Raw genomic sequence first — 21,689 nt, 5'->3', positions numbered from 1 at the left:
GCTAGACTGATTTTTAATAAAGCACTTTAGCAAGACGTCTTGATAGCACCTCTCGGTCAGAATATGGCCAGATATCTCAAGTAAGCAAGGACACAGGCATATGGCGGAACAGCAGATTAGTGTGGCCGTGCTGGGTGGCGGTAGCTTTGGAACGGCACTGGCGAGCATTGCCGCTGACAATGGGGCCAAGGTGCGCCAGTGGATGCGTGATGAGCGTCTGGTTGCTCAAATCAACCACGAACATCGTAACGGTCGCTATCTGCCCGATTATGAAATTAACGCAGCCGTTGAGGCTTCCACCGATATTGCCGCTGTCTTGAGTGGCGCTGAGTTGGTGCTGGTGGCCATTCCGTCGAGTGCTTTTCGTAGTGTGGTTCAGGCTGCCAAACCTTACCTCAGCGCCGAGCAGATACTAGTCAGTACCACCAAGGGTATTGAGCAGGACAGCTTCATGTTGATGAGCGATGTGCTGCACCAGGAAACCGGATTTGCTCATATCGGTGTGATTGCCGGGCCTAACCTGGCCTCTGAAATCGCCGACAAGCAATTAACGGCGACAGTGATTGCCAGTGCCGATCCATTGACTCGCACACGGGTTCAACAGGCGCTGGGGTGCCGTTACTTCCGGGTGTATGCCAGCAATGACCGCCACGGCGTAGAGCTGGGCGGTGCCTTGAAAAATATTTACGCCATTGCTGCCGGTATGGCCGCTGCGCTGGGTATGGGGGAAAACACTCGTAGTATGCTGATGACCCGCGCACTGGCAGAAATGAGCCGGTTTGCGGTGGCTCATGGTGCCAACCCGATGACCTTTCTGGGCTTGGCGGGTGTTGGCGACCTGATCGTTACCTGCTCTTCTAACCTCTCGCGTAACTATCGGGTGGGTTACGCCATGGGAGAAGGCCGCAGTCTTGATCAGGCAGTGGAGGCATTGGGTCAGGTGGCTGAGGGGGTGAATACCGTCAGGCTGGTATGCGCCAAGGCTGCCCAGATGGGCGTTTATATGCCGATGGCAGAAGGTTTGTACCATGTGCTGTTTGACGGTGTTCCGGCACAGGATATGGCAAGAATGCTGATGATGGGCGAGCAAAGCAGCGACGTTGAATTCGTGCTGCCGCGCGAAGCCGTCCAGCAGGCTCATCGAGAGACAGGAGATTGGCATGAAGGAAGTCAGCAATAGATTGTTATTGATGCGCCACGGCGAAGCTGTTGCCGGGGCGCCGGATAACATACGCCGTTTGAGCACACGTGGTGAGCAGGAAGTCACCCTGATGGCTCGCTGGCTAGCAGACCGTGTGGCCAGCAAGGAGTTGGGGCGATTGCGGATCATCGCCAGCCCCTATACGCGCGCCCAGCAAAGCGCCCAGGCGGTTGCCCAGGCCCTGGGGAGTGAAGTGGAGACCTATCAGGGTATCACCCCGGACGACTCACCCAATGCCGTGTGTGACTGGCTGATGGCCCAGCCTGATAGCGATACCCTGTTGCTGGTCAGCCATATGCCGCTATTGGGCGAGCTGACCGGCGTCTTGACTAGAGGGCATGCAGGCTTTGGTGTCAGTTTTGCCACGGCAGGGGTGGCGGAATTAAGCGCCGATGTCTGGGCATCGGGCTGTGCTGAGCTGATCAGTATGACCGACCCTCGCCAGTTAAGCTGATCAAAATATAAAAAACCGGCCCCTAACTGAGGGGCCGGTAGATGACTGCTTTACCTCACGCCTCACGCTTAAAGTTTAGCGTCGAGCTTCTCCTTGAGCAGGGTGTTGACCTGCTGAGGGTTGGCAGTACCGCGTGAAGCCTTCATTACCTGGCCGACGAAATAGCCGATCATCTTGCCACGCTTGTCCGGCTCTGCATCGCAGTACTGCGCCACCTGAGCGGGGCTGTCGGCAATCACCTGATCAATCATGGCTTCAATGGCGCCGCTGTCTGTCACCTGCTTGAGACCCTTGGCTTCGATGATTTCATCGGCGCTGGCGCCCTGGTTATTCCACAGCGCCTGGAAGACCTGTTTGGCCGCCTTGCCGTTGATTGTATCGTCAATCACCCGGGCGAGCAGTTCACCCAGTTGGCGGGCATTGATGGGGCTCTGCTCAATGCTCAAGTTCTCCCGGTTCAGGGCGCCGGAGAGCTCGCCCTGAACCCAGTTGGCGGCCTGCTTGGCATCACCGCAGACATCCTTGGCCTCTTCGAAGTAATCGGCCATGGCACGGCTGGCTGACAGCACGTGGGCATCATAGGCGGATAAGCCAAGTGCGTTCTGAAAACGCTCGCGCTTGTCAGCAGGCAGTTCTGGTAGCTGTTCGCGCAGATGGTCCACATAGGCCTGGTCAAGCACGACCGGTAGCAGGTCCGGGCAGGGGAAGTAGCGGTAATCATTGGCTTCTTCCTTGGTACGCATGCTGCGGGTCTCGTCGCGCTCCGGGTCATACAGACGGGTTTCCTGAACGACCTTGCCACCGTCTTCAATCAACTCAATCTGGCGCTCGACTTCAAAGGCAATGGCGCGTTCGACAAAGCGGAAAGAGTTGACGTTCTTGACCTCCGCCCGGGTGCCAAAGCTTTCCTGGCCCTTGGGGCGCACCGAGACATTGACGTCGCAGCGCATCGAGCCTTCTGCCATGTTGCCATCGGATATGCCCAGATAGGTAACAATCGAGTGAATCGCCTTGAGGTAGGCGGCCGCTTCCTTGGCGCTGCGCATATCCGGTTCGGAGACAATTTCCAGCAGAGGAGTGCCCGCGCGGTTGAGGTCAATGCCGGTCATACCGTGGAAGTCTTCGTGGAGCGATTTACCCGCGTCTTCCTCCAGATGCGCATGATGGATGCGGATCTTCCGGGTTGAATGATCATCCAGCGTTACGTCAATGCTGCCTGGGCCAACAATGGGGTGATACATCTGGCTGGTCTGGTAGCCTTTGGGCAGGTCAGGGTAGAAGTAATTCTTGCGGTCAAACACTGACACTTCAGGAATATCGGCATGCACGGCCAGGCCAAACTGCACGGCCATGGCAACCGCCTGTTCATTGACGACAGGCAGGATACCGGGCAGGCCCAGGTCGACGGCGCAGGCCTGCGAGTTGGGCTCTGCGCCGAACGCCGTGGACGCGCCGGAGAAAATCTTCGATTTAGTGGCGAGCTGAACGTGAACTTCCAGCCCGATTACGGTTTCCCATTCCATCAGGCCTTCTCCTCAGCAAAAGTAGGACGTTGTTGATGCCAGTCGGTCGCTTGCTGGAACTGATGCGCCACATTCAGCAGCTGGGCTTCAGCAAAATGCGTGCCCAGAATCTGTAGCCCTACCGGGCGACGCCCGACCATGCCAGCAGGCACGCTGATACCCGGAATCCCGGCCAGGTTAACGGCGATGGTATAGATATCCTGCAGGTACATGGAAACCGGGTCTTTCTTGGCGCCCAAGTCAAAGGCCGGGGTGGGTGAGGCAGGCCCCATCAGGACATCCACATCTTCAAAGGCATCCAGAAAGTCCTGACGAATCAGGCGGCGTACCTGCTGAGCCTTGGTGTAATAGGCATCAAAAAAGCCTTCCGACAGGGTATGCGTGCCGATCAGGATGCGGCGCTTAACCTCATCGCCAAACCCTTCAGCGCGGGAGCGCTTGTAAAGGTCCATCAGATCCTGAGGATCGTCGCAGCGATGGCCAAAACGCACGCCGTCAAAGCGTGAAAGGTTGGAGGACGCCTCAGCCGGTGCAATCACATAGTAGGCAGGAATCGCAAAATGGGTATGCGGCAGACTGACATCCTTAACCGTCGCTCCCAGGGATTCATAAACCTTGACCGCTTCACGTACCGCCTTTTCAACGTCGGGATCAAGACCGTCACCAAAATACTCTTTTGGCAGGCCAATCTTGAGGCCTGACAAGGGGGCATTCAGGGTGTCGGTATAATCAGGTACGCCGCGAGCAACGCTGGTGGAGTCACGCAGATCCTGGCCAGCTATCACGTTCAGCAGGTGGGCACAGTCTTCAGCGCTGCGCGCCATCGGGCCTGCCTGGTCAAGGCTTGAGGCATAGGCAATCATGCCGTAACGAGAGACCCGTCCGTAGGTCGGCTTCAGGCCGGTAATGCCGCAGAATGCGGCTGGCTGGCGGATTGAGCCACCGGTGTCGGTACCTAATGCCGCAGGCGTTATACCAGCCGCCACTGCCGCCGCGCTGCCGCCAGAGCTGCCGCCGGGAACGGCCGTGGTATCCCAGGGGTTTTTTACCGCGCCATAAAAGCTGTTTTCGTTGGAGGAGCCCATGGCGAACTCATCCATATTGGTTTTACCCAGGCTGACGCAGCCAGCGGCCTTGAGTTTTTCGACCACGTGGGCGTCATAGGGGGCGATAAAATTATCCAGCATTTTGGAACCACAGCTGGTTTTAACCCCTTGGGTGCAGAAAATATCCTTGAGTGCAAGGGGAACCCCGGTTAACAGCCCTGCATTGCCACTGGCCCTGGCCTGGTCAGCCTGATCGGCCTGCTGCAATGCCTGCTCGCTGGTCACGCTGATAAAGCTGTTGAGTTCGCTGTTGGTCTGCTCAATGCGCTTCAGATAGTGGGCGGTAAGTTCGCGGCTGGATACTTCACCGCTGGCAAGTGCCGCAGCGACTTGCGTCAATGTCTTGTCATGCATAACCCGGAAACTCCGTTCGGGTGACGATTAGAAGAGGAGAGAGGAAATAACTTACTCAACCACTCGGGGAACCAGATAAAGACCGTTTTCAACTGCAGGGGCGCAGCGCTGGAATTGATCGCGCTGATCGGTTTCGGTGACCTCATCGGCGCGCAGGCGCTGGGTTGCATCAAGCGGGTGCGCCAGGGGGGCGACACCCTGGGTGTCAACACGCTGCAGCTGATCGACCATCTCCAGGATCTGGCTCAGGTCATCAACAAACCCCTTGGCCTGATCATCGCTAACCGCCAGCCGGGCCAGGTGGGCAGCCCGGCGCACGTGTGTTTCTTCAAGCGCCATGGTGGGAACGTCCTCGTTAACAAGTGATAAGCGCATTGACTGTGCGCAGTGTAAATTTCCCCAGGCCCTGTACAATATAGGGAGCTGAGTCATTCTGATCATCAAATAGCGTAAAAATATACCATATTTCCTTGCGTCGGGCAGTATCAGCCGCTGTTCTGCTTGCTGACAGTGGGTTGCGGTGATACCGTTTGCATCCGCACAGGGTTCCCGGTCTGCACTAGGTAACAACATCCATGTTCAAACGTTTAAGGGGGCTGTTTTCCAGCGATTTATCAATCGATCTGGGTACGGCCAACACACTTATATATGTACGCGGTCGCGGTATTGTCCTCGATGAGCCGTCTGTCGTTGCCATTCGCCAATCAGGCAACATGCGCAGCGTTGCTTCAGTCGGGGCCGATGCCAAGCGGATGCTGGGGCGTACCCCCGGCAATATTACCGCTATCCGTCCGATGAAAGATGGCGTCATCGCTGACTTCACCGTCACCGAGCAGATGCTTCAACACTTTATTCGTAAAGTACATCAGAGTACTTTTCTGACACCCAGCCCGCGCGTGCTGGTTTGCGTGCCCTGCATGTCGACCCAGGTCGAGCGGCGAGCTATTCGTGAATCAGCGGAAGGGGCTGGCGCCCGTGAAGTCTTCCTGATTGAAGAGCCCATGGCTGCTGCCATTGGCGCTGGTCTGCCCGTTGAAGAAGCCCAGGGCTCAATGGTGGTGGATATCGGGGGAGGAACCTCCGAAATTGCGATCATTTCGCTTAATGGCGTGGTTTATTCCGAATCCATCCGCGTCGGTGGCGACCGCTTTGATGAAGCCATCACAGCCTATGTGCGTCGTCACTATGGCAGCCTGATTGGCGAAGCCACCGCAGAGCGCATCAAGGAAGAAATTGGCTGCGCCTATCCAGGCGGCGAACTACGCGAGATCGATGTGCGTGGGCGCAACCTGGCGGAAGGTATCCCGCGCAGCTTCACCCTGAATTCCCATGAGATTCTGGAAGCCCTTCAGGAAACGCTGAGTTCCATCGTGGCCGCTATCAAAAGCGCCCTTGAGCAATCTCCGCCGGAACTGGCGTCAGATATTGCTGAACGGGGCTTGGTGCTGACCGGTGGTGGCGCATTATTGCGTGATCTCGATAAGCTGATTGCTGAAGAAACCGGCCTGCCTGTTATCGTCGCCGAAGACCCGCTGACTTGCGTGGCACGTGGTGGCGGTAAAGCACTGGAAATGATTGATCAGCACACTTTCGAGCTGCTATCCAGTGATTAACGCCAGCGCTTGATCTGCAGGGGGATTGATTATCAAGCCGCTGTTTTCACAAGGGGCGCTGCCCGGCTATCGGCTGTTTTTCTGCGTGCTGGCGGCCAGTGCTCTGATGTTTGTCGACCAACGCTTTACGCGAATGGAAGCGGTGCGCGCTCAGCTGTCGATGGTGGTGGCCCCGGTACAATGGGTGGTCAGCCTGCCAAGCGACTTGCTTAGTTGGGGGACGGTGGCGCTTTCTGATCATCAGGCACTGCTGGATGAAAACCAGCGGTTGCGTGAGCAGATGCTGACCCTGTCTCATCGTGGCCAGCGCATCGCCAGCCTGGTATCTGAAAATGCCGAGTTGCGTCGCCTGCTGAATGCCGCTGAGTACCGCGAGGTTGATTTCATCAGCGCTGAGCTGATTTCTCTCGACAATGACCCCTTCAGCCACCAGATGGTGATTGATCGCGGTCATCGTAACGGCGTGTACGTTGGTCAGCCGTTAATTGATGCCTTTGGTCTGGTTGGCCAGGTGACGGCGGTATCAGCCTATTCCAGCCGAGTGCTGCTGCTGGGGGATGCCAGCCATGCGCTGCCAGTTCGTATCAACCGCAATGGCCTGCGTTATATCGTTCAAGGTTCGGGCAACTATGACGCCCTTAATGTGCTCCATGTGCCGGATACGGCCGATGTGCGCGAAGGTGACCTGCTCACCACGTCAGGTCTTGCAGGGCGTTTTCCTGCCGGTTACCCGGTGGCCAGAGTCACTTCTGTGGTTCACGACCCTGGCGAGCCATTTGCCCAGGTGCGGGCTGAACCGCTGGCACGCTTGCAGCGTTCGCGCTATTTCCTGTTGCTGTTTCCTCAGCCCTTACCCTATGCGGAAATCGCTATCTGGGATGAGTCATTTACGTTGTCCTATGAAACACTGCAGAGTGTACTGCAGATTAATGGGCTCTTCCCGCTGTCAGCCGACCCGTCAACCATGGAGCTGCCCTGATGGCGAAAGCACCGGTCGTACCGTTAATAATGGTATGGTTCACCCTGCTGTTCGCCTTGTGCCTGCAGGTGATGCCGCTGGCTGAAGGCTGGCAGGTATACCGGCCTGAATGGTTAGGGTTGTTGTTTATCTACTGGTGCATGCGTGCGCCTGATCGGGTGGGGGTCTTTCACGGTTTCGTGCTTGGGCTGCTGTTGGATCTGATTGAAGGCGTGCCACTGGGCCAGAATGCCCTGACGCTTTCGGTGCTGGCCTTTCTGTGTGCGCTGGTCTACACGCGTTTTCGTACCTATTCACTGGTTCAGCAAGCGCTGCTGGTGTTGGTGCTGCTGGGATTGGTGCAGTTGCTGGAGCAATGGGTGCGTACCCTGTCGGGGGATTTTTCAATCCATCTGGCATTCTTGATCCCGTCTTTTATCAGTGCTGTACTCTGGCCCTGGTTGGCGACCATGTTCCTTGCACTGGAACGTCGTCTGTTTTCCTGATAGCCATAGAGTCGAGGTGCGAAGATGACGCCTGCCCATCAACCTCTTGTGTGTCTGGCATCGGCATCGCCGCGCCGCCGTGACCTGCTGTTGTCAATTGGCGTGGACGCCGATATCCGTCCCTGCGATATTGATGAAACACCCAAGCCTAACGAATCTCCCGGTGATTATGTCGTGCGTCTGGCGGTTGAAAAGGCACTGGCTGCCGACTCTTTGACGCCCTTGCCGACCTTGGGCTCTGATACAGCCGTGGTGCTTGACGGCCATATCCTGGGTAAGCCGCGTGACCAGGCGCATGGCGCCAAGATGCTGGCCGCGCTTTCCGGGCGTCGTCATGAAGTGCTGACGGCGGTTGCGCTAACAGGCCCTGCCGGTGTGTTGACATGCTGCGTGACAACCCGGGTACGCCTTGGTGAGATCAATGATGAGCAAATAGCCGCTTACTGGCAGACGGGAGAACCTCTCGATAAGGCTGGCGGCTACGCTATTCAGGGATTAGCGTCTGTGTTTGTGGCATCTATTGAAGGCAGTTACTCTGCCGTTGTGGGCTTGCCCCTATACGAAACAGCGACACTTCTTCGCCAGCAGGGCGTCCCGATATGGAATAATGTGTTTAGATAGAAGCGGTCAGGCCTGGGTGGGTTTTCCGGGTAGATCAACAAGCATCTCTTTTAACCCTTTTTCTAACCAGTAAGGAACGGGAATGAGTGGTGAGGTTCTCATCAATCTGACGCCGATGGAAACCCGCGTAGCGCTGGTTGAAAACGGTGTCTTGCAGGAAGCCTTGATCGAAAGGTCGCGTCGTCGCGGTATCGTGGGCAATATCTACAAAGGCAAGGTGGTTCGGGTATTGCCTGGTATGCAGGCTGCTTTTGTCGATATTGGCCTGGAACGCGCCGCCTTTATCCATGCCCATGAAGTGACGCCCTCAGGGACGCCCAGTGATGAACAGTCAACCATCGGTCAGTTACTGCACGAAGGCCAAGCCCTGGTAGTGCAGGTCACCAAGGACCCGATCGGCTCCAAGGGGGCGCGTCTGACCACTCATTTGTCTGTGCCTTCGCGTTATCTGGTATATATGCCGGACTCACCCCATCACGGTGTTTCACAGCGCATTGAAGATGATCGCGAGCGAGAGCGCCTGAAAGTCGCCCTGGAAACAGGCATTGCTCAGCAGAGCATTGAGGTCAGCGGTGGTTTTATTGTGCGCACGGCCGCCGAAGGCGTCAGCGAAGAAGAAATTGCCAGTGATATGTACTTTCTCTTGCGCTTGTGGCGAAAAGTCAGCCAGCGCAAGGAGACCGCCGCGCCGTCTTCAGTTATCTATGATGACCTGCCGCTCTTTATGCGCACTCTGCGGGATGTCATGCGTGATGACATCGAGAAGGTACGTATTGATTCCCGGGAAAACTTTACCCGCCTGGTCGAGTTTGCCGAGGAGTTCATGCCGGACGCGGTGGAGCGCATCGAGTACTATCCCGGCGAGCGGCCGATCTTTGACCTTTACAGCGTTGAGGACGAGATTCAGAAAGCGTTGGGGCGCAAGGTGCAGCTTAAGTCAGGTGGCTACCTGGTGATTGACCCGACTGAGGCGATGACCACCATCGATGTCAACACCGGGGGATACGTCGGGCACCGCAATCTGGAAGAGACCATCTTCAAGACCAACCTGGAAGCCGCAACAGCTATTGCCCGGCAGCTGCGCCTGCGTAACCTGGGAGGCATCATCATTATTGATTTCATCGATATGGAGGATGTTGAGCACCAGCGTCAGGTGTTGCGCGTGTTGGAGAAGGCGCTGGAAAAAGATCACGCCAAAACCAAGTGTACCGGGGTAACCGAGCTTGGGTTGGTGCAGCTGACCCGCAAGCGTACCCGTGAGAGCCTTGAGCAGACCCTGTGCGAAGCCTGCCCCACCTGTGCAGGCCGGGGTACGCTGAAAACCCCTGAAACCATCTGTTATGAAATATTCCGCGAGATTCTACGTGAAGAGCGCGCTTACAGCGCTGAAACCTATATGGTATTGGCGTCGCAACCGGTGGTTGACCGCCTGCTTGATGAAGAATCTGCTTCGGTGGCCGACCTGGAAATCTTTATCAACAAGACCATTCGCTTTCAGGTTGAACAACACTACTCGCAAGAGCAGTATGATATTGTGCTAATGTAAACAGATGAATTTTCCTGTCCTGCGCAAATGGCTTGTGTTTTTTCTGGCGTCTTGCCTTGGCATTCTGGCGGGGTTCCTGCTGTTGCTACGCCTGGCCATGAGCCAGGCGGAGTGGCTGGAACCGCATCTGGAAACGCTGCTTGAAAGCCGCCTTGGCGCGCCGGTTGATATTCAGCATCTGGCGTTATCGCTAAAAGGTAATGATCCTTCCCTGACGCTTAGCGGTGTCAGCGCCACTACCCCGGCGGGAGAGAAGCTGTTTGCGCTGGATGAATTACACCTGCGGCTGGACAGTTGGCAAACGCTAAAAACCCTGACGCCGGTATTCAATGATGCCTATATGCAAGGCTTTGCAGTTCATCTTTACCAGGCATCCGGTATGGCCTGGGAGTGGCCGAAACCGGCCACGTTGCCGCTTGCCCTGGGGGAAGAGCCGGATATTGATCTGGCAGTGATCGATGCCTGGGTAGGCATGATTCTGCGTCAGCAAATCCAGGTTGAGCATTCACGCATTGTGCTCCACGGTGCCAGTGAGCAGCTGACCTTGCATGCCCCCTTGCTGAGCCTTTCCGGCGACCAGCGTCGCACCCGCCTGCAGGGGCGGGTCAATATCAATACGCCCGCCAGCCAGACGACTCAAGCGTCAGAGTTGCCAGCCGCCCATTTGCGTGCCGAGGTTCAGCCGGGCAATCAGGGCCTGCGCGACTTTTCTGCCGCTATGCAACTGGATATGCAACTTGATCACCTGGCCTTACTGGCCGCTATTCTGCAGCCAGAAGATACCCCTCAGTTTACCGAGGCCGGCGGTGAGGTTCAGCTGTGGGGACGCTGGCAATCAGCAACGCTGCAGGAGGCTCGCCTTGGGCTGGATATGCCCCGGCTGACGCTGAAGCAGGATCAGCAGCGCGCTGTGCTTAGTAACATCCAGGCCAGCGGGATCTGGCAGCGTGATGGCGAAGGCGGCAAGGCGTGGCTGAGCGGTGATGCTGAAAGTGTTGAGTGGGCGCAGCCGGAGGCGGTGGGAGAAGGCCCGGCATTGCCACGCCACTGGCAATTTACTCATCAACCAGGTCGCTGGGAGTTGCTGACCAGCGAGTTTGAGTTAGCGTCTCTGGCCGCCTGGCGGGAGTACATGCTGTTGCCTGAATCGGTGACCCGGGCGCTGCGGACCTTGAACCCACGGGGTCAGGTGAACGGCCTGCGCCTCGGCCAACAGGATGGCGAATGGCGCGTGGATGCGGCGATCAGCCGTCTGATGGCGTCTCCCTGGCAGCAGGCGCCCGGCGGTGGGCCCTTTGACGCCTGGGTCCAGGCACGCGATGTACGCGGCCGGGTACTGTTTTCAAGCGAAGGGGAAAGTACCCTGAATTTACCTGAGCTGTTTGCAGACCCGCTTGAGTTAACCCACGCAGAAGGCGAGATTCAATGGGTGTACGATGGCCCGACGGCGCTGGTCAGCGGAAAGCAGCTAAAGGTCAACTGGAATGACGCTGAGGTGAGCGGCGGCTTTGGCCTGGTGAATACCAAAGAGCAGGGGCGTTTTGGTCTGGATCTGGCCTTTAGCGATGTGGATGCGGTTAACCGTTCGCTGGATGAATGGCTGCCGGTATCGGTCATTGATGCCGGGCTGCGTGACTGGCTGTCTGGCGTCAACGGCGTCGTTGATCAGGGCAGTATTCAGGTCGGCCTGCCGTTGGGGGCTTCCGGATTTGACACCACGCCAACGGCGATTGTGGATCTGGATATCAGCCAGGGAAGCCTGCCGCTTTTGCCCGACTGGCCACGGTTGACTGATATTGCAGGAACGCTGAGCTGGCGCCCGGAAGAGGGGCTGCGTGCGCAAGTTGAGCAGGCCTTCAGCCAGGGTGTTGAAGTCCGCCAGGGTGAGTTCAGAATTCAGGATGGGCGTTTACAGGTGGATGGCCAGCTGGGTAGTGACATGGGATCACTGCAGCAATTTCTTGCGGCGACGCCTCTGCTGGCCGATGGGCAACTGGATGACGTTCGCGCTGAAGGGCGGCTTGCAGCAGAACTTGATCTGGCACTGCCGATTGATGCGCCTGAAAAACTTGAGCTGGCAGTACGTATTACTCCCGATCTCCGTGAAGTGACCTATCTTCCCCATGACCTGAGTTTCGAGGACATAGACGGCGAACTGAACTGGCAGCAAGCAGCAGGCCAGCCAGGGGAGCTACTGGGCAACCTGGCTGGGCGCTGGCTGGATGGCGAGGTGCAGGCGACACTCAAAGCTGATCGTCAGGTGGCGCTTGAAGGACAGTTGGCGTTGTCGGCCCTGCTGACCCGGGTGAATATGGCAACACAGCTGCCATGGCTTTCGGGCACTACCCGTTGGCAAGGGCAGCTGGACTGGCGCGAGGAGCCCAGGCTCCAGATTGAAAGCGCGCTAGAGGGGGTGCGTATGGATCTGCCAGCGCCATTTGCTAAACCAGCGCGCGAGGTCTGGCCGTGGACGCTGAACGTTGATATGGCCAGCGGGCGGATTGAAAGTAACCTGAATGGGCGGGCGCATTGGCGCAGCCAGCCGGTCAGCGGCCAGATGGCAGCCAACCTGCACCTGGGTGAGTCAGTTGATACGCCTGAGTGGCCTTCTCAGCCGGGTTGGCAGCTGCGGGCGGATCTGGAACGGCTTGATCTATTAGGCTGGCAGGCAGCGTTGGGACCACTGGGGCAAGGCTCATCTTCAGTTGCTGGGCCGTCGCGCGGAGTGCCTGATTGGCAGATTGCCTTCAATACCGGCTGCCTTGAGTGGCAGGAAAGCTGTCTGGGTAGTCTGTCAGCCAGCGGCGAGCAAACCGCTGAAGGCATTGATCTTAGCGTCGATGGTGAGGTCTTCTCCGGCCGGGTGCGCTACCGTCAGCAAGCTCAATACCCACTGGACATAGCGGTTGGCCATATCGATCTGGATACCTTGCTGGAGATACCTTCATCGCCGCTGGAGGTGCCGCAAGTCGCTCAGCCGGACGCCTGGTGGGACGAGGTGGAAACTCAAAAACCCGCCTTGGCAGGGATGCCTGAATGGCTTTCCAAGTTGCCGGATGGGCGTTTACGCCTGGCAGAAGTGGGCGTTGTTGGTCAACGCCTGGGGCCGATGACAGCCTATTGGCGTACTCAGGGCCAGCGTTTTACCCTCGCCCCGGTGGGCCTGACACTGGGCCAGCTTTCGCTACGCGGTGAGCTCGAATGGGCAGGCTCATCAGCCCGCAGTACCACCAGCGCCGATGTGACGCTTCAGGGCGGCGATGTGGGGACGGCGCTTGAGCGCCTTGGCCAGCCGGTGGTAATGCGCAGCCGTACCACTGATGTGCAGGCCGACCTGAACTGGCCCGGTGCTCCCTGGCAGTTCTCGCTGACCCGTGCTCAGGGGCGCTTGACAACCGATGTGCGCGACGGACGTTTTGTCAGCTTGAACTCGACGACTGCCCGGCTGGTCGGGCTCTTGAACATGGACAATATTCTGCGCCGCCTGCGTCTGGATTTCTCCGATCTCACTGGCGAAGGTACGGCATTTGACCGTGTTTACGGCAGCGCCAATGTGGGTAATGGTCACCTGCGTCTTGATGGCCCACTCACCATTGAGGCACCAGCCACCCAGATCCGCGTTACCGGGAGCGCTGACCTGCTCAGCCGTGAGCTTGACCAGCGTCTGTCGATTGCGCTGCCCATCAGCCAGAGCCTGCCGATTGCCGCTCTGGCGGTAGGCGCTCCCGTGGTGGGTGGTGCGCTGCTGCTTGCACACTCCCTGTTCGGTGATACGCTGGGGCAAGTGACAACGATCAACTATCTTATTCAGGGCCCTTGGGCCGCACCGCAAGTTATTCGAAAAGGTTCTCAATGACGCACTATGCTTCTGATCTTGATCAGGCTGTTTCGGTTCTTCTGACACCGGGTGGCCTGGATATTGATGCTCTGGATGTGGGGCTTGGCCATGCCATGGGCGCCGGCATTGATTATGCTGATCTGTATTTTCAGCGCACCTGGGAAGAAGGCTGGGTGCTGGAAGACGGTAAGGTCAAGGAAGCCAGCTACAACATTGACGGTGGAGTAGGCGTGCGGGCGCTGGCGGGCGAAAAAACCGGTTTTGCCTATTCCAACCAGATCACCGCGGATGCTCTGCTGGATACCGGTAAAACAGCCGCTGGCATCGTGCGCAGCGGTAAGCAATTGCCTGGGCAGGCGATGAATATTGTCAGCGCCATGCCTTTCTATGCCGCCGTTGACCCGCTTGCTGGCTTGAGTGCCGATGACAAGGTGGCAATGCTTAAGCAGGCTGACCGCATTGCCCGTGGGGCAGACCCCAGCGTTATCCAGGTGAGCGCCTCGCTTTCCGGTACTTATGAAGTCGTGCTGGTACGTGCCAGCGACGGCACCCTGGCAGCAGACATTCGCCCGCTGGTGCGTTTCAATGTCAGTGTGATTGTCAGCAAGAATGGCCGTCGTGAGCGGGGTAGCGCCGGAGGCGGTGGACGTTACTCAATGGCCAGGCTGCGTGATGACAACGTCGCCGAGCGTTTCGCCAAGGAGGCCGTGCGCCAGGCGCTGGTCAACTGTGAGGCCATCGATGCCCCGGCAGGGCAGATGCCGGTAGTGTTGGGCGCAGGTTGGCCGGGTATTCTGCTGCACGAGGCGGTGGGCCATGGCCTGGAAGGCGACTTCAACCGTAAGGGCAGTTCTGCCTTTGCCGGTAAAATGGGCCAGCGCGTTGCGGCGCGGGGTGTGACAGTGGTGGATGATGCCACCTTGGCAGATTCGCGGGGATCGCTGAGCGTTGATGATGAAGGCACGCCGGGGGAGAACACGCCGCTTATCGAGGACGGTATCCTGACCGGCTATATGCAGGACAAGCTCAATGCCCGTTTGATGGGTATGGCGCCTACCGGTAATGCGCGGCGTGAATCTTTTGCCCATCTGCCCATGCCAAGGATGACCAATACCGTAATGCTGGCGGGCCAGGAAAGCTCGGATGACATTATATCCAGCGTCAAACGCGGTATTTATGCGGTCAGTTTTGGCGGTGGCCAGGTAGATATTACCTCCGGCAAATTTGTCTTTTCTGCCAGCGAAGCTTACCTGATAGAGGACGGCAAAATTACCGCGCCGGTAAAAGGCGCCACCCTGATCGGCAACGGGCCGGAAGCCATGCAGCATGTTTCCATGGTGGGCCATGACCTGGAAATCGACCCTGGCATCGGCGTTTGCGGCAAGGAAGGCCAAGGGGTGCCGGTAGGGGTGGGTCAGCCTACCATCAAGTTGGATGAGCTGACCGTCGGCGGCACTCAGTCCTGATAGCCGCCAGGTTTAAAGGGCGGCTGCATCGCGCAGGTGCTTGAAAAGCTTGCGGGCACTGGTCGGCGGTTTGGACTGTTCGCGCTCACGCTGGGCATTGCGCACTAACTGGCGCAGCGTCTGGCGATCGGCTTCAGGGTAATCTTTAAGGAAGAGATCAACGGCTGCGTCTCCTTCGTCGACCAGCCGGTCACGCCATTTTTCGAGACGATGAAAGGCATGGTCGCGCTGTTCGCGCTCGTTTTCGATGGCGTCGAATTGGGCCTGTATGGCATCAAGGTCTTCCTTGCGCATCAGCTTGCCAACGTATTGCATATGGCGCCGACGCCCTTCATGGGAGCGGATACGCGCAGTCTCATCAATGGCCCGCAGCAGGTCATCAGACAGCGGAAAGCGGCTGCGCTCGTTAGGTGTCATGGCAATCAGGCTTTCGCCTAACTGCTGGAGAGCGTGCATTTCCCGCTTGAGCTGCGATTTACTGGGCGGAACTGGCTGGTCATCAATTTCATCGTGCAGCGGACGTTTTTTGGGCATGGATCATTCACAACGTGGATTTTAAAGACGGCATTATAACAGCCCGTTTTGAAATAACAGGTTATCTCGCCTATCGAGATAAGGTAAAGGAGACAGTATGGCACAGGCATTTGATGCAAACGCGCAGCAAGCGCTGCTCGCTTCACGCGCTGAACAGGCGCTGCAGCTCGCCAGGCAGCTGGGGGCCGATAGTGCTGAAGTAGGCGCCAGTGTCGATCAGGGTGTTGGCGTCAGTGTGCGTCTGGGCGAAGTGGAAACCGTCGAGTTATCCCGAGATCAGGGGATTGCCGTTACCGTCTATGTGGGCCAGCGTAAAGGCAGTGCGTCATCAACCGATGCCGGCGCTGAATCAATCCGTGCAACGGTTGAAAAAGCCTTGTCGATTGCCCGCTACACGGGTGAAGACCCCGCGGCCGGTTTGGCCGATGCTGAGCTGATGGCACGTGAGCTGCCGGATCTTAAAGTCCATTACCCCTGGGCACTGAGCATCGAGGAAGCGACCGCCATTGCTCTGGAGTGCGAACGGGCAGGGCGTGACTGCCCAGGTATCACCAAGTCTGACGGCGCCTCTCTTTCCACCGGTGAAGGCGTGCGGGTGTATGCCAACAGTCATGGCTTTCTGGGCACCCAGAAGGGCAGTCGCCATTCGCTTTCGTGTATGTTGATCGCTGAAGACGATAAGGGCATGCAGCGTGATTACGACTATACGTCGGCGCGTGACCCCCAAGCGTTGAAAGCTCCGAGTGCAGTAGGTGAGGAAGCAGCTCGGCGCACCTTGCGTCGCCTGGGCGCGCAGCGGCCTAAAACCGGCAGTTTTCCTGTGCTGTTTGATCCGACGCTGGCCAGCGGGCTGGTCGGTCATCTGATGGGAGCTCTGGCCGGCGGTGCCCTGTATCGCGAAGCCTCTTTTTTGTGTGATCGACTCGGTACGCCTCTTTTCCCTGAGTGGTTTAGCCTGGAAGAACGCCCCATGGAAGTGGGTGCCACTGCCAGTTCCCCCTTTGATGGTGAAGGCGTACAGACCCGCAATAATCGCTTTATTGTCGATGGCCAGGTAGCCAGCTATATGCTGTCTTCCTACAGTGCACGACGCCTGGGGATGCAAACCACGGGTAACGCTGGCGGCGCGCGTAACTTGCGGCTGACTGCTCCGTTGCGCTCATTTGAGGCCTTGCTCAAGGAAATGGATCGTGGTGTCTGGGTAACCGAGCTGATGGGTCAGGGGGTTAACGGCGTGACGGGAGATTATTCCCGGGGCGCGGCCGGATTCTGGATCGAAAATGGCCAGGTGCAATACCCGGTTGAAGAATTCACCATTGCGGGCAATCTGAACACCATGTTCAGCGGGCTGGTGGCGGTGGGCAATGATACCGATACGCGAGGAAGCATTCACACAGGCAGCTGGCTGATTGACAATATGACCGTTGCCGGTGACTGACAGACGAAGGTTGGCTGTCAGGCGTCTTCATCAAAGCGGGCAGTGAACAGGGCTTCTATGGCTTCCAGGGCCTGTTCCGCCTCGTCCCCTTCGGCCTTGATGTTCAGCTGGGTGCCGCAGGGGGCGGCAAGCATGAGTAACGCCATGATGTTGCTGGCATCCGCCTCTTGAGCGCCTTTGCTCACCTTGATGCAAGCATCAAAGGGTTGACAGCAAGTGACGAGTTTGGTGGCGGCGCGGGCGTGCAGGCCGCGTTTGTTGGTCAGTGTCAGTGTTCTTTCAGGCACCCTGGTTCCTTTTTCCAAGCGGTGTCGGCGGTCAGCTTATTTGGTAGTACTGCTATCCGCCACCTTTGCATCTGTCGCGGTTGAATACGTCAGCCCCAGTTCACGATGGCGAATATGGGTTTCAATGCCATCCTCAGCCATGCGTTTGGCCAATTGCTCTACGGTATACACTGACCTATGCTGCCCGCCAGTACAGCCAATGGCAATGGTCATATAGCTGCGCTGGCTGCTCTGGTAAGCGGGTAGCCAGCGGCTGATCCAGGCATGAATATCGTCGCCCATTGCTTTGACAATCGGGTACTCACTCAAGAAGGCCTGAACATCGGCATCGCGTCCGGTGGACTCGCGCAGCATCGGATCCCAGTAGGGGTTGGGCAGGCAGCGCACATCAAACACCAGATCGGCATCCAATGGAACGCCGCGCTTGTAGCCAAAGGATTCAAAGGTGATGGTCAGCTTGTCGCTCTTGTGCAACGCTACCTGGTCAGTGATGCGGCTACGCAGATCATGAACGGTCATCCGTGAGGTATCAATGGTCAGGTCGGCAAGGTCGCGCACCTCACTCAATGTGTCTTCTTCCTTGCTGATGGCTTCCTCAAGCGTCAGGTCGCTATGGCGGGTCAACGGGTGGCGACGACGGGTTGCCGAGTAGCGCTCAAGCAGAATACGTGCATCTGTGGTCAGGTAGACAATCTGGAAATGGATATCACGCTGATGCAGCTCGGTAAGTAGCCGAGGAAGTTTTTCAAGTGCGCCGGGAAGGTTGCGGGCATCAATACTGACGGCTAAGCGCGATTGTTCTCCTTGGTCGCGCAATTCATCAACCAATGAGCCTAGCAGCATGGCAGGAAGGTTATCAATGGCGTAGTAGCCAAGGTCTTCCAGTGCTTGCAGGGCAATGGATTTTCCCGAGCCGGAGCGGCCGCTGATAATGACCAGTTGCATAGCGTCTCTCTTGCGTGGGTTCACCCTGAAAGTGTTTTCGGGTGTACTGAAAGCATCAGGATCAGAAGGCGCTATCGCGTATTTTCTCACTGATCAGGTCAAGGAGCTCCCGTTGACTGCCAGCCTTGCGAAGTTGAGCCCTAACGTCTGCGTCATTCATGATAGTGGCGACCTGGCCAAGCAGCGCCAAATGGGTATCGTCTGCTTCCTCAGGTACCAGAAGCACAAATACCAGATCGACCGGTTCGCCATCAATAGCGTCAAAATCAACGGCTTCGGTAAGTTTAAGAAAGCTGCCAATCGGGGTTGAACAGTGCGGGCTGCGGGCATGTGGAATGGCAACACCATTGCCGATGCCAGTGCTGCCCAGTCGCTCCCGATTAATCAGCCGACCAAATACCTCCTGGCTGTCGAGGCTAGGCGTATTCTGGGCAATAAAGGTGCTGAAAAATTCCAGCACCCTTTTTTTGCTGCCTCCAGGCACATCATAAAGAATGCGCTCAGGAGGCAAGATGGTTTCTAATGTCATCGGGTTACCGCACACCTGCGCCCTGGGCGCGAGCTTGTGCTTTTTCCTTGTGCTTGACCAGCTGACGGTCAATCTTGTCTGCCAGGGCATCGATAGCTGCGTACATATCGACATCCGTAGCTTCAGCATGCAAGTCTGCGCCGGAAGCGTGCAGAGTACAGGCAGCTTGTTGACGCTCTTTCTCTACCGACAGGGTGACCTGAACCGTGGTGATGTTGTCGTAATGGCGCTCGACGCGGGCGAGCTTCTCATTGACGTAGTCGCGCAGGGCGTCGGTCAATTCTACGTGATGGCCTGTAATATTGACTTGCATTAACGTACTCCTTTCATCGGACTGTTCTTTGATTGTAACCCTTTTTTTTATGAAGCAAAGCCCTTTAGGGCAAGTTTCCTTTTAACTCAGCGACTTCTTCACAAAATTTTTCAGCCGACTGTCTAGCGACGGTTATGAATTAACTCAGATGACGGCGTTCGCTGGAAGAGGGGATGCCCATGGCTTCACGGTATTTGGCAACGGTGCGACGGGCCACGCTGACACCATCCTCATTCAACAGGGCCACCAAGCGACTATCGGATAGTGGCTTGTGAGATGGTTCATCCTGAATCAGTTTTTTGATCCGTGCGCGGATGGCGGTGCTGGAATGATGATCACCCTCCTGGTTGCTGACATGGCTTGAGAAAAAGTACTTAAGTTCGAATACGCCACGCGGCGTATGAATGAACTTCTGGGTGGTAACCCGGGAAATAGTTGATTCGTGCATGTCCACGGCGTTGGCGATATCGGCAAGAATCAGCGGTTTCATGGCTTCTTCGCCATGTTCCAGAAAGCCGATCTGGCGAATAATGATTTCCTGGCCTACCCGCAGCAAGGTGTCGTTGCGGCTGGCCAGGCTCTTGATCAGCCAGCGTGCTTCCTGCAGGTGATCCTTGAGAAACTGGTTATCATCACTCTTGTCAGCACGCTTGATCAGGCTGGCATACTCCGGCTGGATGCGCAGCCGGGGCATGGCTTCCGGGTTAAGCGTCAGATGCCAGCCCTGATGATCGTGATGCACCACCAGATCCGGGGTGACATAGCCGCTGGCGGTGCTGCCAAAGGTGCTACCTGGGCGAGGGTCAAGGCTACGTATCAGGCTAATCACCTCGCTGAGCTGGTCGTCATCCAGATTCAGGCGGCGCTTCAGGGTGCGGCTATCATTTTTGCCGAGTATTTCCAGAAACTGTCTGACCAGCCGCTTGGCTGGGATGAGCAAGGGGGTCGTGTCGGGCAGCGCTGCCAGCTGGAGCATCAGACATTCGCGTAAATCGCGGGCAAATACGCCGGTAGGCTCAAACTGTTGCAGGCGCAACAGCACGCTTTCGATCTCACGTTGCTGAATGCCTTCATGGGCAGTGGCTTGCAAGCTCTCGCGAATCTCGCTTAACGACAAAGACAGATAGCCGTTGTTATCGACGGCATCAATCAGAGTTTCGGCGATGCTGTACTCCCGGGCGCTGATATCCGTCATGGCAAGCTGCCACAACAGGTGCCCGTGCAGGCTTTGTACCGCTGTGTCGCGTTCGAAGTCCGGGCCTTCCTGGCTGCTACTGCCTGCGCTGGCGACATCCTGGTAGGTGTCTGACCAGTCGCTGTCGACAGCAAGCTCGCTGGGAATATCTTCTGACCAGTCAGCTTCCTTGTCTTCCTGGCTGACCTGCTCGCCAAACTCCTCTTCCTGTTCCAGCAAGGGATTGGTGTCGAGTGCGTTCTGGATTTCCTGACGAAGATCCAGAGTCGACAGCTGCAGTAAGGCGATTGCCTGCTGCAGCTGAGGCGTCATCGTCAGTTGAGTGCCAAGACGCAGTTGAAGGGACGCTTTCATGACCATTCGTGAACCACCCGTGGCATATAAAGCTTTACCCTAAAACCAGCCGCTTTCAGGCGCAAGTAGCAATAAGCATGCCATCGATAAAAAGTTGCCAGTGGGCGTAGCGGCTAACAGGCTGCATAGCAGCAGAAGTCACAGTTTGAAATCTTCGCCGAGATAGATATCCCGGACCTGCTGATTATCCAGAATCGTATGCGGGGAACCGCTGGCAATGATATGGCCATCGCCGACGATATAGGCGGTATCACAGATATCCAGGGTTTCTCTGACGTTGTGGTCAGTAATCAATACGCCGATATTACGTGCCTTGAGCGCACGGATGATGGTCTTGATATCACCGACGGAAATCGGGTCAACCCCGGCAAAAGGTTCATCAAGTAAAATGAAATGCGGGTCAGTGGCCAGCGAGCGGGCAATTTCAACCCGGCGCCTTTCACCGCCGGACAGGCTCATGCCAAGGTTGTCGCGGATATGGGTAATGTGAAAGTCTTCGAGTAACTGCTCCAGCAGGCCTTTGCGTTCGGCGCGGGAAAGCCCCTTGCGGGTTTCCAGAATCGCCATGATGTTGTCGGCAACGCTCAGCTTGCGGAAAATCGAGGCTTCCTGTGGCAGGTAGCCGATACCGGCAATCGCGCGTTCATGCATGGGCGCCCGAGTCAGGTCCAGTTCATCAATATATACCTTGCCAGCATCTGCCTTGACCAGGCCAACAATCATGTAGAAAGAGGTGGTCTTGCCCGCGCCATTGGGGCCGAGAAGCCCGACAATGCTGCCTTGGGCAATATCGAGATTGATATCCTTGACCACCCGGCGACGTTTATAGCTTTTGGCCAGGTGGCGTGCCGTAAGCGTTTTGCCGGATGGGCTCGGCACTGAGGCCGTTACATCATCAAAAGACACTA

20 protein-coding genes are annotated in these 21,689 nt (G+C 57.1%); 10 read left to right on the top strand and 10 right to left on the bottom strand.

The window, feature by feature from the left end:
• The first annotated feature begins 100 nt into the window (after positions 1-100).
• Together OR573_10420 and sixA are read left to right on the top strand one after the other, a co-directional pair.
• On the top strand, positions 101-1,180 hold the full coding sequence (locus tag OR573_10420) for an NAD(P)H-dependent glycerol-3-phosphate dehydrogenase (protein XGA78923.1): 1,080 nt from the start codon (positions 101-103) through the stop codon (positions 1,178-1,180).
• The gene (gene sixA, locus OR573_10415; GenBank protein XGA78922.1) at positions 1,161-1,655 is read left to right on the top strand and encodes a phosphohistidine phosphatase SixA; all 495 of its coding nucleotides are present in this window, start codon (positions 1,161-1,163) and stop codon (positions 1,653-1,655) included. Before OR573_10420 ends, sixA begins: the two co-directional genes overlap by 20 nt.
• A gap of 68 nt (positions 1,656-1,723) precedes the next feature.
• On the opposite strand, the gene gatB is transcribed toward sixA, so the two are convergent.
• From gatB to gatC, 3 genes are read right to left on the bottom strand one after another with little or no spacing between them, the layout of a single operon-like run.
• Positions 1,724-3,178, bottom strand: a complete 1,455-nt coding sequence (gene gatB / locus OR573_10410; GenBank protein XGA78921.1) for an Asp-tRNA(Asn)/Glu-tRNA(Gln) amidotransferase subunit GatB — start codon at positions 3,176-3,178, stop codon at positions 1,724-1,726.
• Positions 3,178-4,638, bottom strand: a complete 1,461-nt coding sequence (gene gatA / locus OR573_10405) for an Asp-tRNA(Asn)/Glu-tRNA(Gln) amidotransferase subunit GatA (protein XGA78920.1) — start codon at positions 4,636-4,638, stop codon at positions 3,178-3,180. Before gatA ends, gatB begins: the two co-directional genes overlap by 1 nt.
• A gap of 51 nt (positions 4,639-4,689) precedes the next feature.
• Complete coding sequence (gatC, locus tag OR573_10400) at positions 4,690-4,977, bottom strand: Asp-tRNA(Asn)/Glu-tRNA(Gln) amidotransferase subunit GatC (GenBank protein ID XGA81726.1); 288 nt, start codon at positions 4,975-4,977, stop codon at positions 4,690-4,692.
• Positions 4,978-5,213: 236 nt separating this feature from the next.
• On the opposite strand from gatC, the gene OR573_10395 reads away from it, so the two are divergent.
• From OR573_10395 to tldD, 7 genes are all read left to right on the top strand, one after another.
• Positions 5,214-6,251: a rod shape-determining protein gene (locus OR573_10395; protein XGA78919.1), complete on the top strand. Its 1,038-nt coding sequence runs from the start codon at positions 5,214-5,216 to the stop codon at positions 6,249-6,251.
• A gap of 25 nt (positions 6,252-6,276) precedes the next feature.
• Complete coding sequence (gene mreC, locus OR573_10390) at positions 6,277-7,230, top strand: rod shape-determining protein MreC (protein ID XGA78918.1); 954 nt, start codon at positions 6,277-6,279, stop codon at positions 7,228-7,230.
• On the top strand, positions 7,230-7,715 hold the full coding sequence (mreD, locus tag OR573_10385; protein ID XGA78917.1) for a rod shape-determining protein MreD: 486 nt from the start codon (positions 7,230-7,232) through the stop codon (positions 7,713-7,715). Before mreC ends, mreD begins: the two co-directional genes overlap by 1 nt.
• A gap of 24 nt (positions 7,716-7,739) precedes the next feature.
• A complete protein-coding gene (locus OR573_10380; GenBank protein ID XGA78916.1) occupies positions 7,740-8,336 on the top strand; it encodes a Maf family protein in 597 nt (198 codons plus the stop codon).
• Between the two features lie 82 nt (positions 8,337-8,418).
• The gene (gene rng / locus OR573_10375) at positions 8,419-9,882 is read left to right on the top strand and encodes a ribonuclease G (protein ID XGA78915.1); all 1,464 of its coding nucleotides are present in this window, start codon (positions 8,419-8,421) and stop codon (positions 9,880-9,882) included.
• Positions 9,883-9,886: 4 nt separating this feature from the next.
• A complete protein-coding gene (locus OR573_10370) occupies positions 9,887-13,738 on the top strand; it encodes a DUF3971 domain-containing protein (GenBank protein XGA78914.1) in 3,852 nt (1,283 codons plus the stop codon).
• A complete protein-coding gene (gene tldD, locus OR573_10365; protein ID XGA78913.1) occupies positions 13,735-15,186 on the top strand; it encodes a metalloprotease TldD in 1,452 nt (483 codons plus the stop codon). The genes OR573_10370 and tldD overlap by 4 nt, the downstream gene beginning before the upstream one ends.
• Before the next feature lie 12 nt (positions 15,187-15,198).
• Here tldD and OR573_10360 read toward each other — a convergent pair whose 3' ends face one another.
• Entirely contained in the window at positions 15,199-15,720 is a 522-nt protein-coding gene (locus OR573_10360; GenBank protein ID XGA78912.1) for a DUF615 domain-containing protein, read from the bottom strand.
• A 97-nt stretch (positions 15,721-15,817) separates the two neighbouring features.
• Here OR573_10360 and pmbA point away from each other — a divergent pair, with 97 nt between their 5' ends.
• Complete coding sequence (pmbA, locus tag OR573_10355) at positions 15,818-17,158, top strand: metalloprotease PmbA (GenBank protein XGA78911.1); 1,341 nt, start codon at positions 15,818-15,820, stop codon at positions 17,156-17,158.
• 17 nt (positions 17,159-17,175) lie between these two features.
• Here pmbA and OR573_10350 read toward each other — a convergent pair whose 3' ends face one another.
• From OR573_10350 to lptB, 6 genes are all read right to left on the bottom strand, one after another.
• Complete coding sequence (locus tag OR573_10350) at positions 17,176-17,445, bottom strand: HPr family phosphocarrier protein (protein ID XGA78910.1); 270 nt, start codon at positions 17,443-17,445, stop codon at positions 17,176-17,178.
• A gap of 36 nt (positions 17,446-17,481) precedes the next feature.
• The gene (gene rapZ, locus OR573_10345; GenBank protein XGA78909.1) at positions 17,482-18,390 is read right to left on the bottom strand and encodes an RNase adapter RapZ; all 909 of its coding nucleotides are present in this window, start codon (positions 18,388-18,390) and stop codon (positions 17,482-17,484) included.
• A 61-nt stretch (positions 18,391-18,451) separates the two neighbouring features.
• The gene (gene ptsN, locus OR573_10340; GenBank protein ID XGA78908.1) at positions 18,452-18,919 is read right to left on the bottom strand and encodes a PTS IIA-like nitrogen regulatory protein PtsN; all 468 of its coding nucleotides are present in this window, start codon (positions 18,917-18,919) and stop codon (positions 18,452-18,454) included.
• Between the two features lie 4 nt (positions 18,920-18,923).
• Positions 18,924-19,232: a ribosome-associated translation inhibitor RaiA gene (raiA, locus tag OR573_10335; GenBank protein ID XGA78907.1), complete on the bottom strand. Its 309-nt coding sequence runs from the start codon at positions 19,230-19,232 to the stop codon at positions 18,924-18,926.
• A 139-nt stretch (positions 19,233-19,371) separates the two neighbouring features.
• Positions 19,372-20,787, bottom strand: a complete 1,416-nt coding sequence (locus OR573_10330) for an RNA polymerase factor sigma-54 (GenBank protein XGA78906.1) — start codon at positions 20,785-20,787, stop codon at positions 19,372-19,374.
• A 132-nt stretch (positions 20,788-20,919) separates the two neighbouring features.
• Positions 20,920-21,687 (bottom strand): LPS export ABC transporter ATP-binding protein, encoded by a 768-nt coding sequence (lptB, locus tag OR573_10325; protein ID XGA78905.1) that lies wholly within the window; start codon positions 21,685-21,687, stop codon positions 20,920-20,922.
• Positions 21,688-21,689: the final 2 nt, after the last annotated feature.

Origin of the sequence: Halomonas sp. CH40 (assembly GCA_041875495.1) — a bacterium.
GTDB lineage: Bacteria > Pseudomonadota > Gammaproteobacteria > Pseudomonadales > Halomonadaceae > Vreelandella.
The sequence above is the reverse complement of the archived record's forward strand: the minus strand, read 5'-3'. Positions and strand labels throughout refer to the sequence as shown.

Bases quoted from the DNA above. Each gene is read 5' to 3' on its own strand.
- OR573_10330 (XGA78906.1), bottom strand. From the start codon at position 20,787: ATGGTCATGAAAGCGTCCCTTCAACTGCGTCTTGGCACTCAACTGACG.
- pmbA (XGA78911.1), top strand. From the start codon at position 15,818: ATGGCACAGGCATTTGATGCAAACGCGCAGCAAGCGCTGCTCGCTTCA.
- OR573_10360 (XGA78912.1), bottom strand. From the start codon at position 15,720: ATGCCCAAAAAACGTCCGCTGCACGATGAAATTGATGACCAGCCAGTT.
- rng (XGA78915.1), top strand. From the start codon at position 8,419: ATGAGTGGTGAGGTTCTCATCAATCTGACGCCGATGGAAACCCGCGTA.
- OR573_10420 (XGA78923.1), top strand. From the start codon at position 101: ATGGCGGAACAGCAGATTAGTGTGGCCGTGCTGGGTGGCGGTAGCTTT.
- raiA (XGA78907.1), bottom strand. From the start codon at position 19,232: ATGCAAGTCAATATTACAGGCCATCACGTAGAATTGACCGACGCCCTG.
- mreD (XGA78917.1), top strand. From the start codon at position 7,230: ATGGCGAAAGCACCGGTCGTACCGTTAATAATGGTATGGTTCACCCTG.
- OR573_10395 (XGA78919.1), top strand. From the start codon at position 5,214: ATGTTCAAACGTTTAAGGGGGCTGTTTTCCAGCGATTTATCAATCGAT.
- tldD (XGA78913.1), top strand. From the start codon at position 13,735: ATGACGCACTATGCTTCTGATCTTGATCAGGCTGTTTCGGTTCTTCTG.
- gatA (XGA78920.1), bottom strand. From the start codon at position 4,638: ATGCATGACAAGACATTGACGCAAGTCGCTGCGGCACTTGCCAGCGGT.
- gatC (XGA81726.1), bottom strand. From the start codon at position 4,977: ATGGCGCTTGAAGAAACACACGTGCGCCGGGCTGCCCACCTGGCCCGG.
- ptsN (XGA78908.1), bottom strand. From the start codon at position 18,919: ATGACATTAGAAACCATCTTGCCTCCTGAGCGCATTCTTTATGATGTG.
- OR573_10370 (XGA78914.1), top strand. From the start codon at position 9,887: ATGAATTTTCCTGTCCTGCGCAAATGGCTTGTGTTTTTTCTGGCGTCT.
- OR573_10380 (XGA78916.1), top strand. From the start codon at position 7,740: ATGACGCCTGCCCATCAACCTCTTGTGTGTCTGGCATCGGCATCGCCG.
- sixA (XGA78922.1), top strand. From the start codon at position 1,161: ATGAAGGAAGTCAGCAATAGATTGTTATTGATGCGCCACGGCGAAGCT.
- gatB (XGA78921.1), bottom strand. From the start codon at position 3,178: ATGGAATGGGAAACCGTAATCGGGCTGGAAGTTCACGTTCAGCTCGCC.
- rapZ (XGA78909.1), bottom strand. From the start codon at position 18,390: ATGCAACTGGTCATTATCAGCGGCCGCTCCGGCTCGGGAAAATCCATT.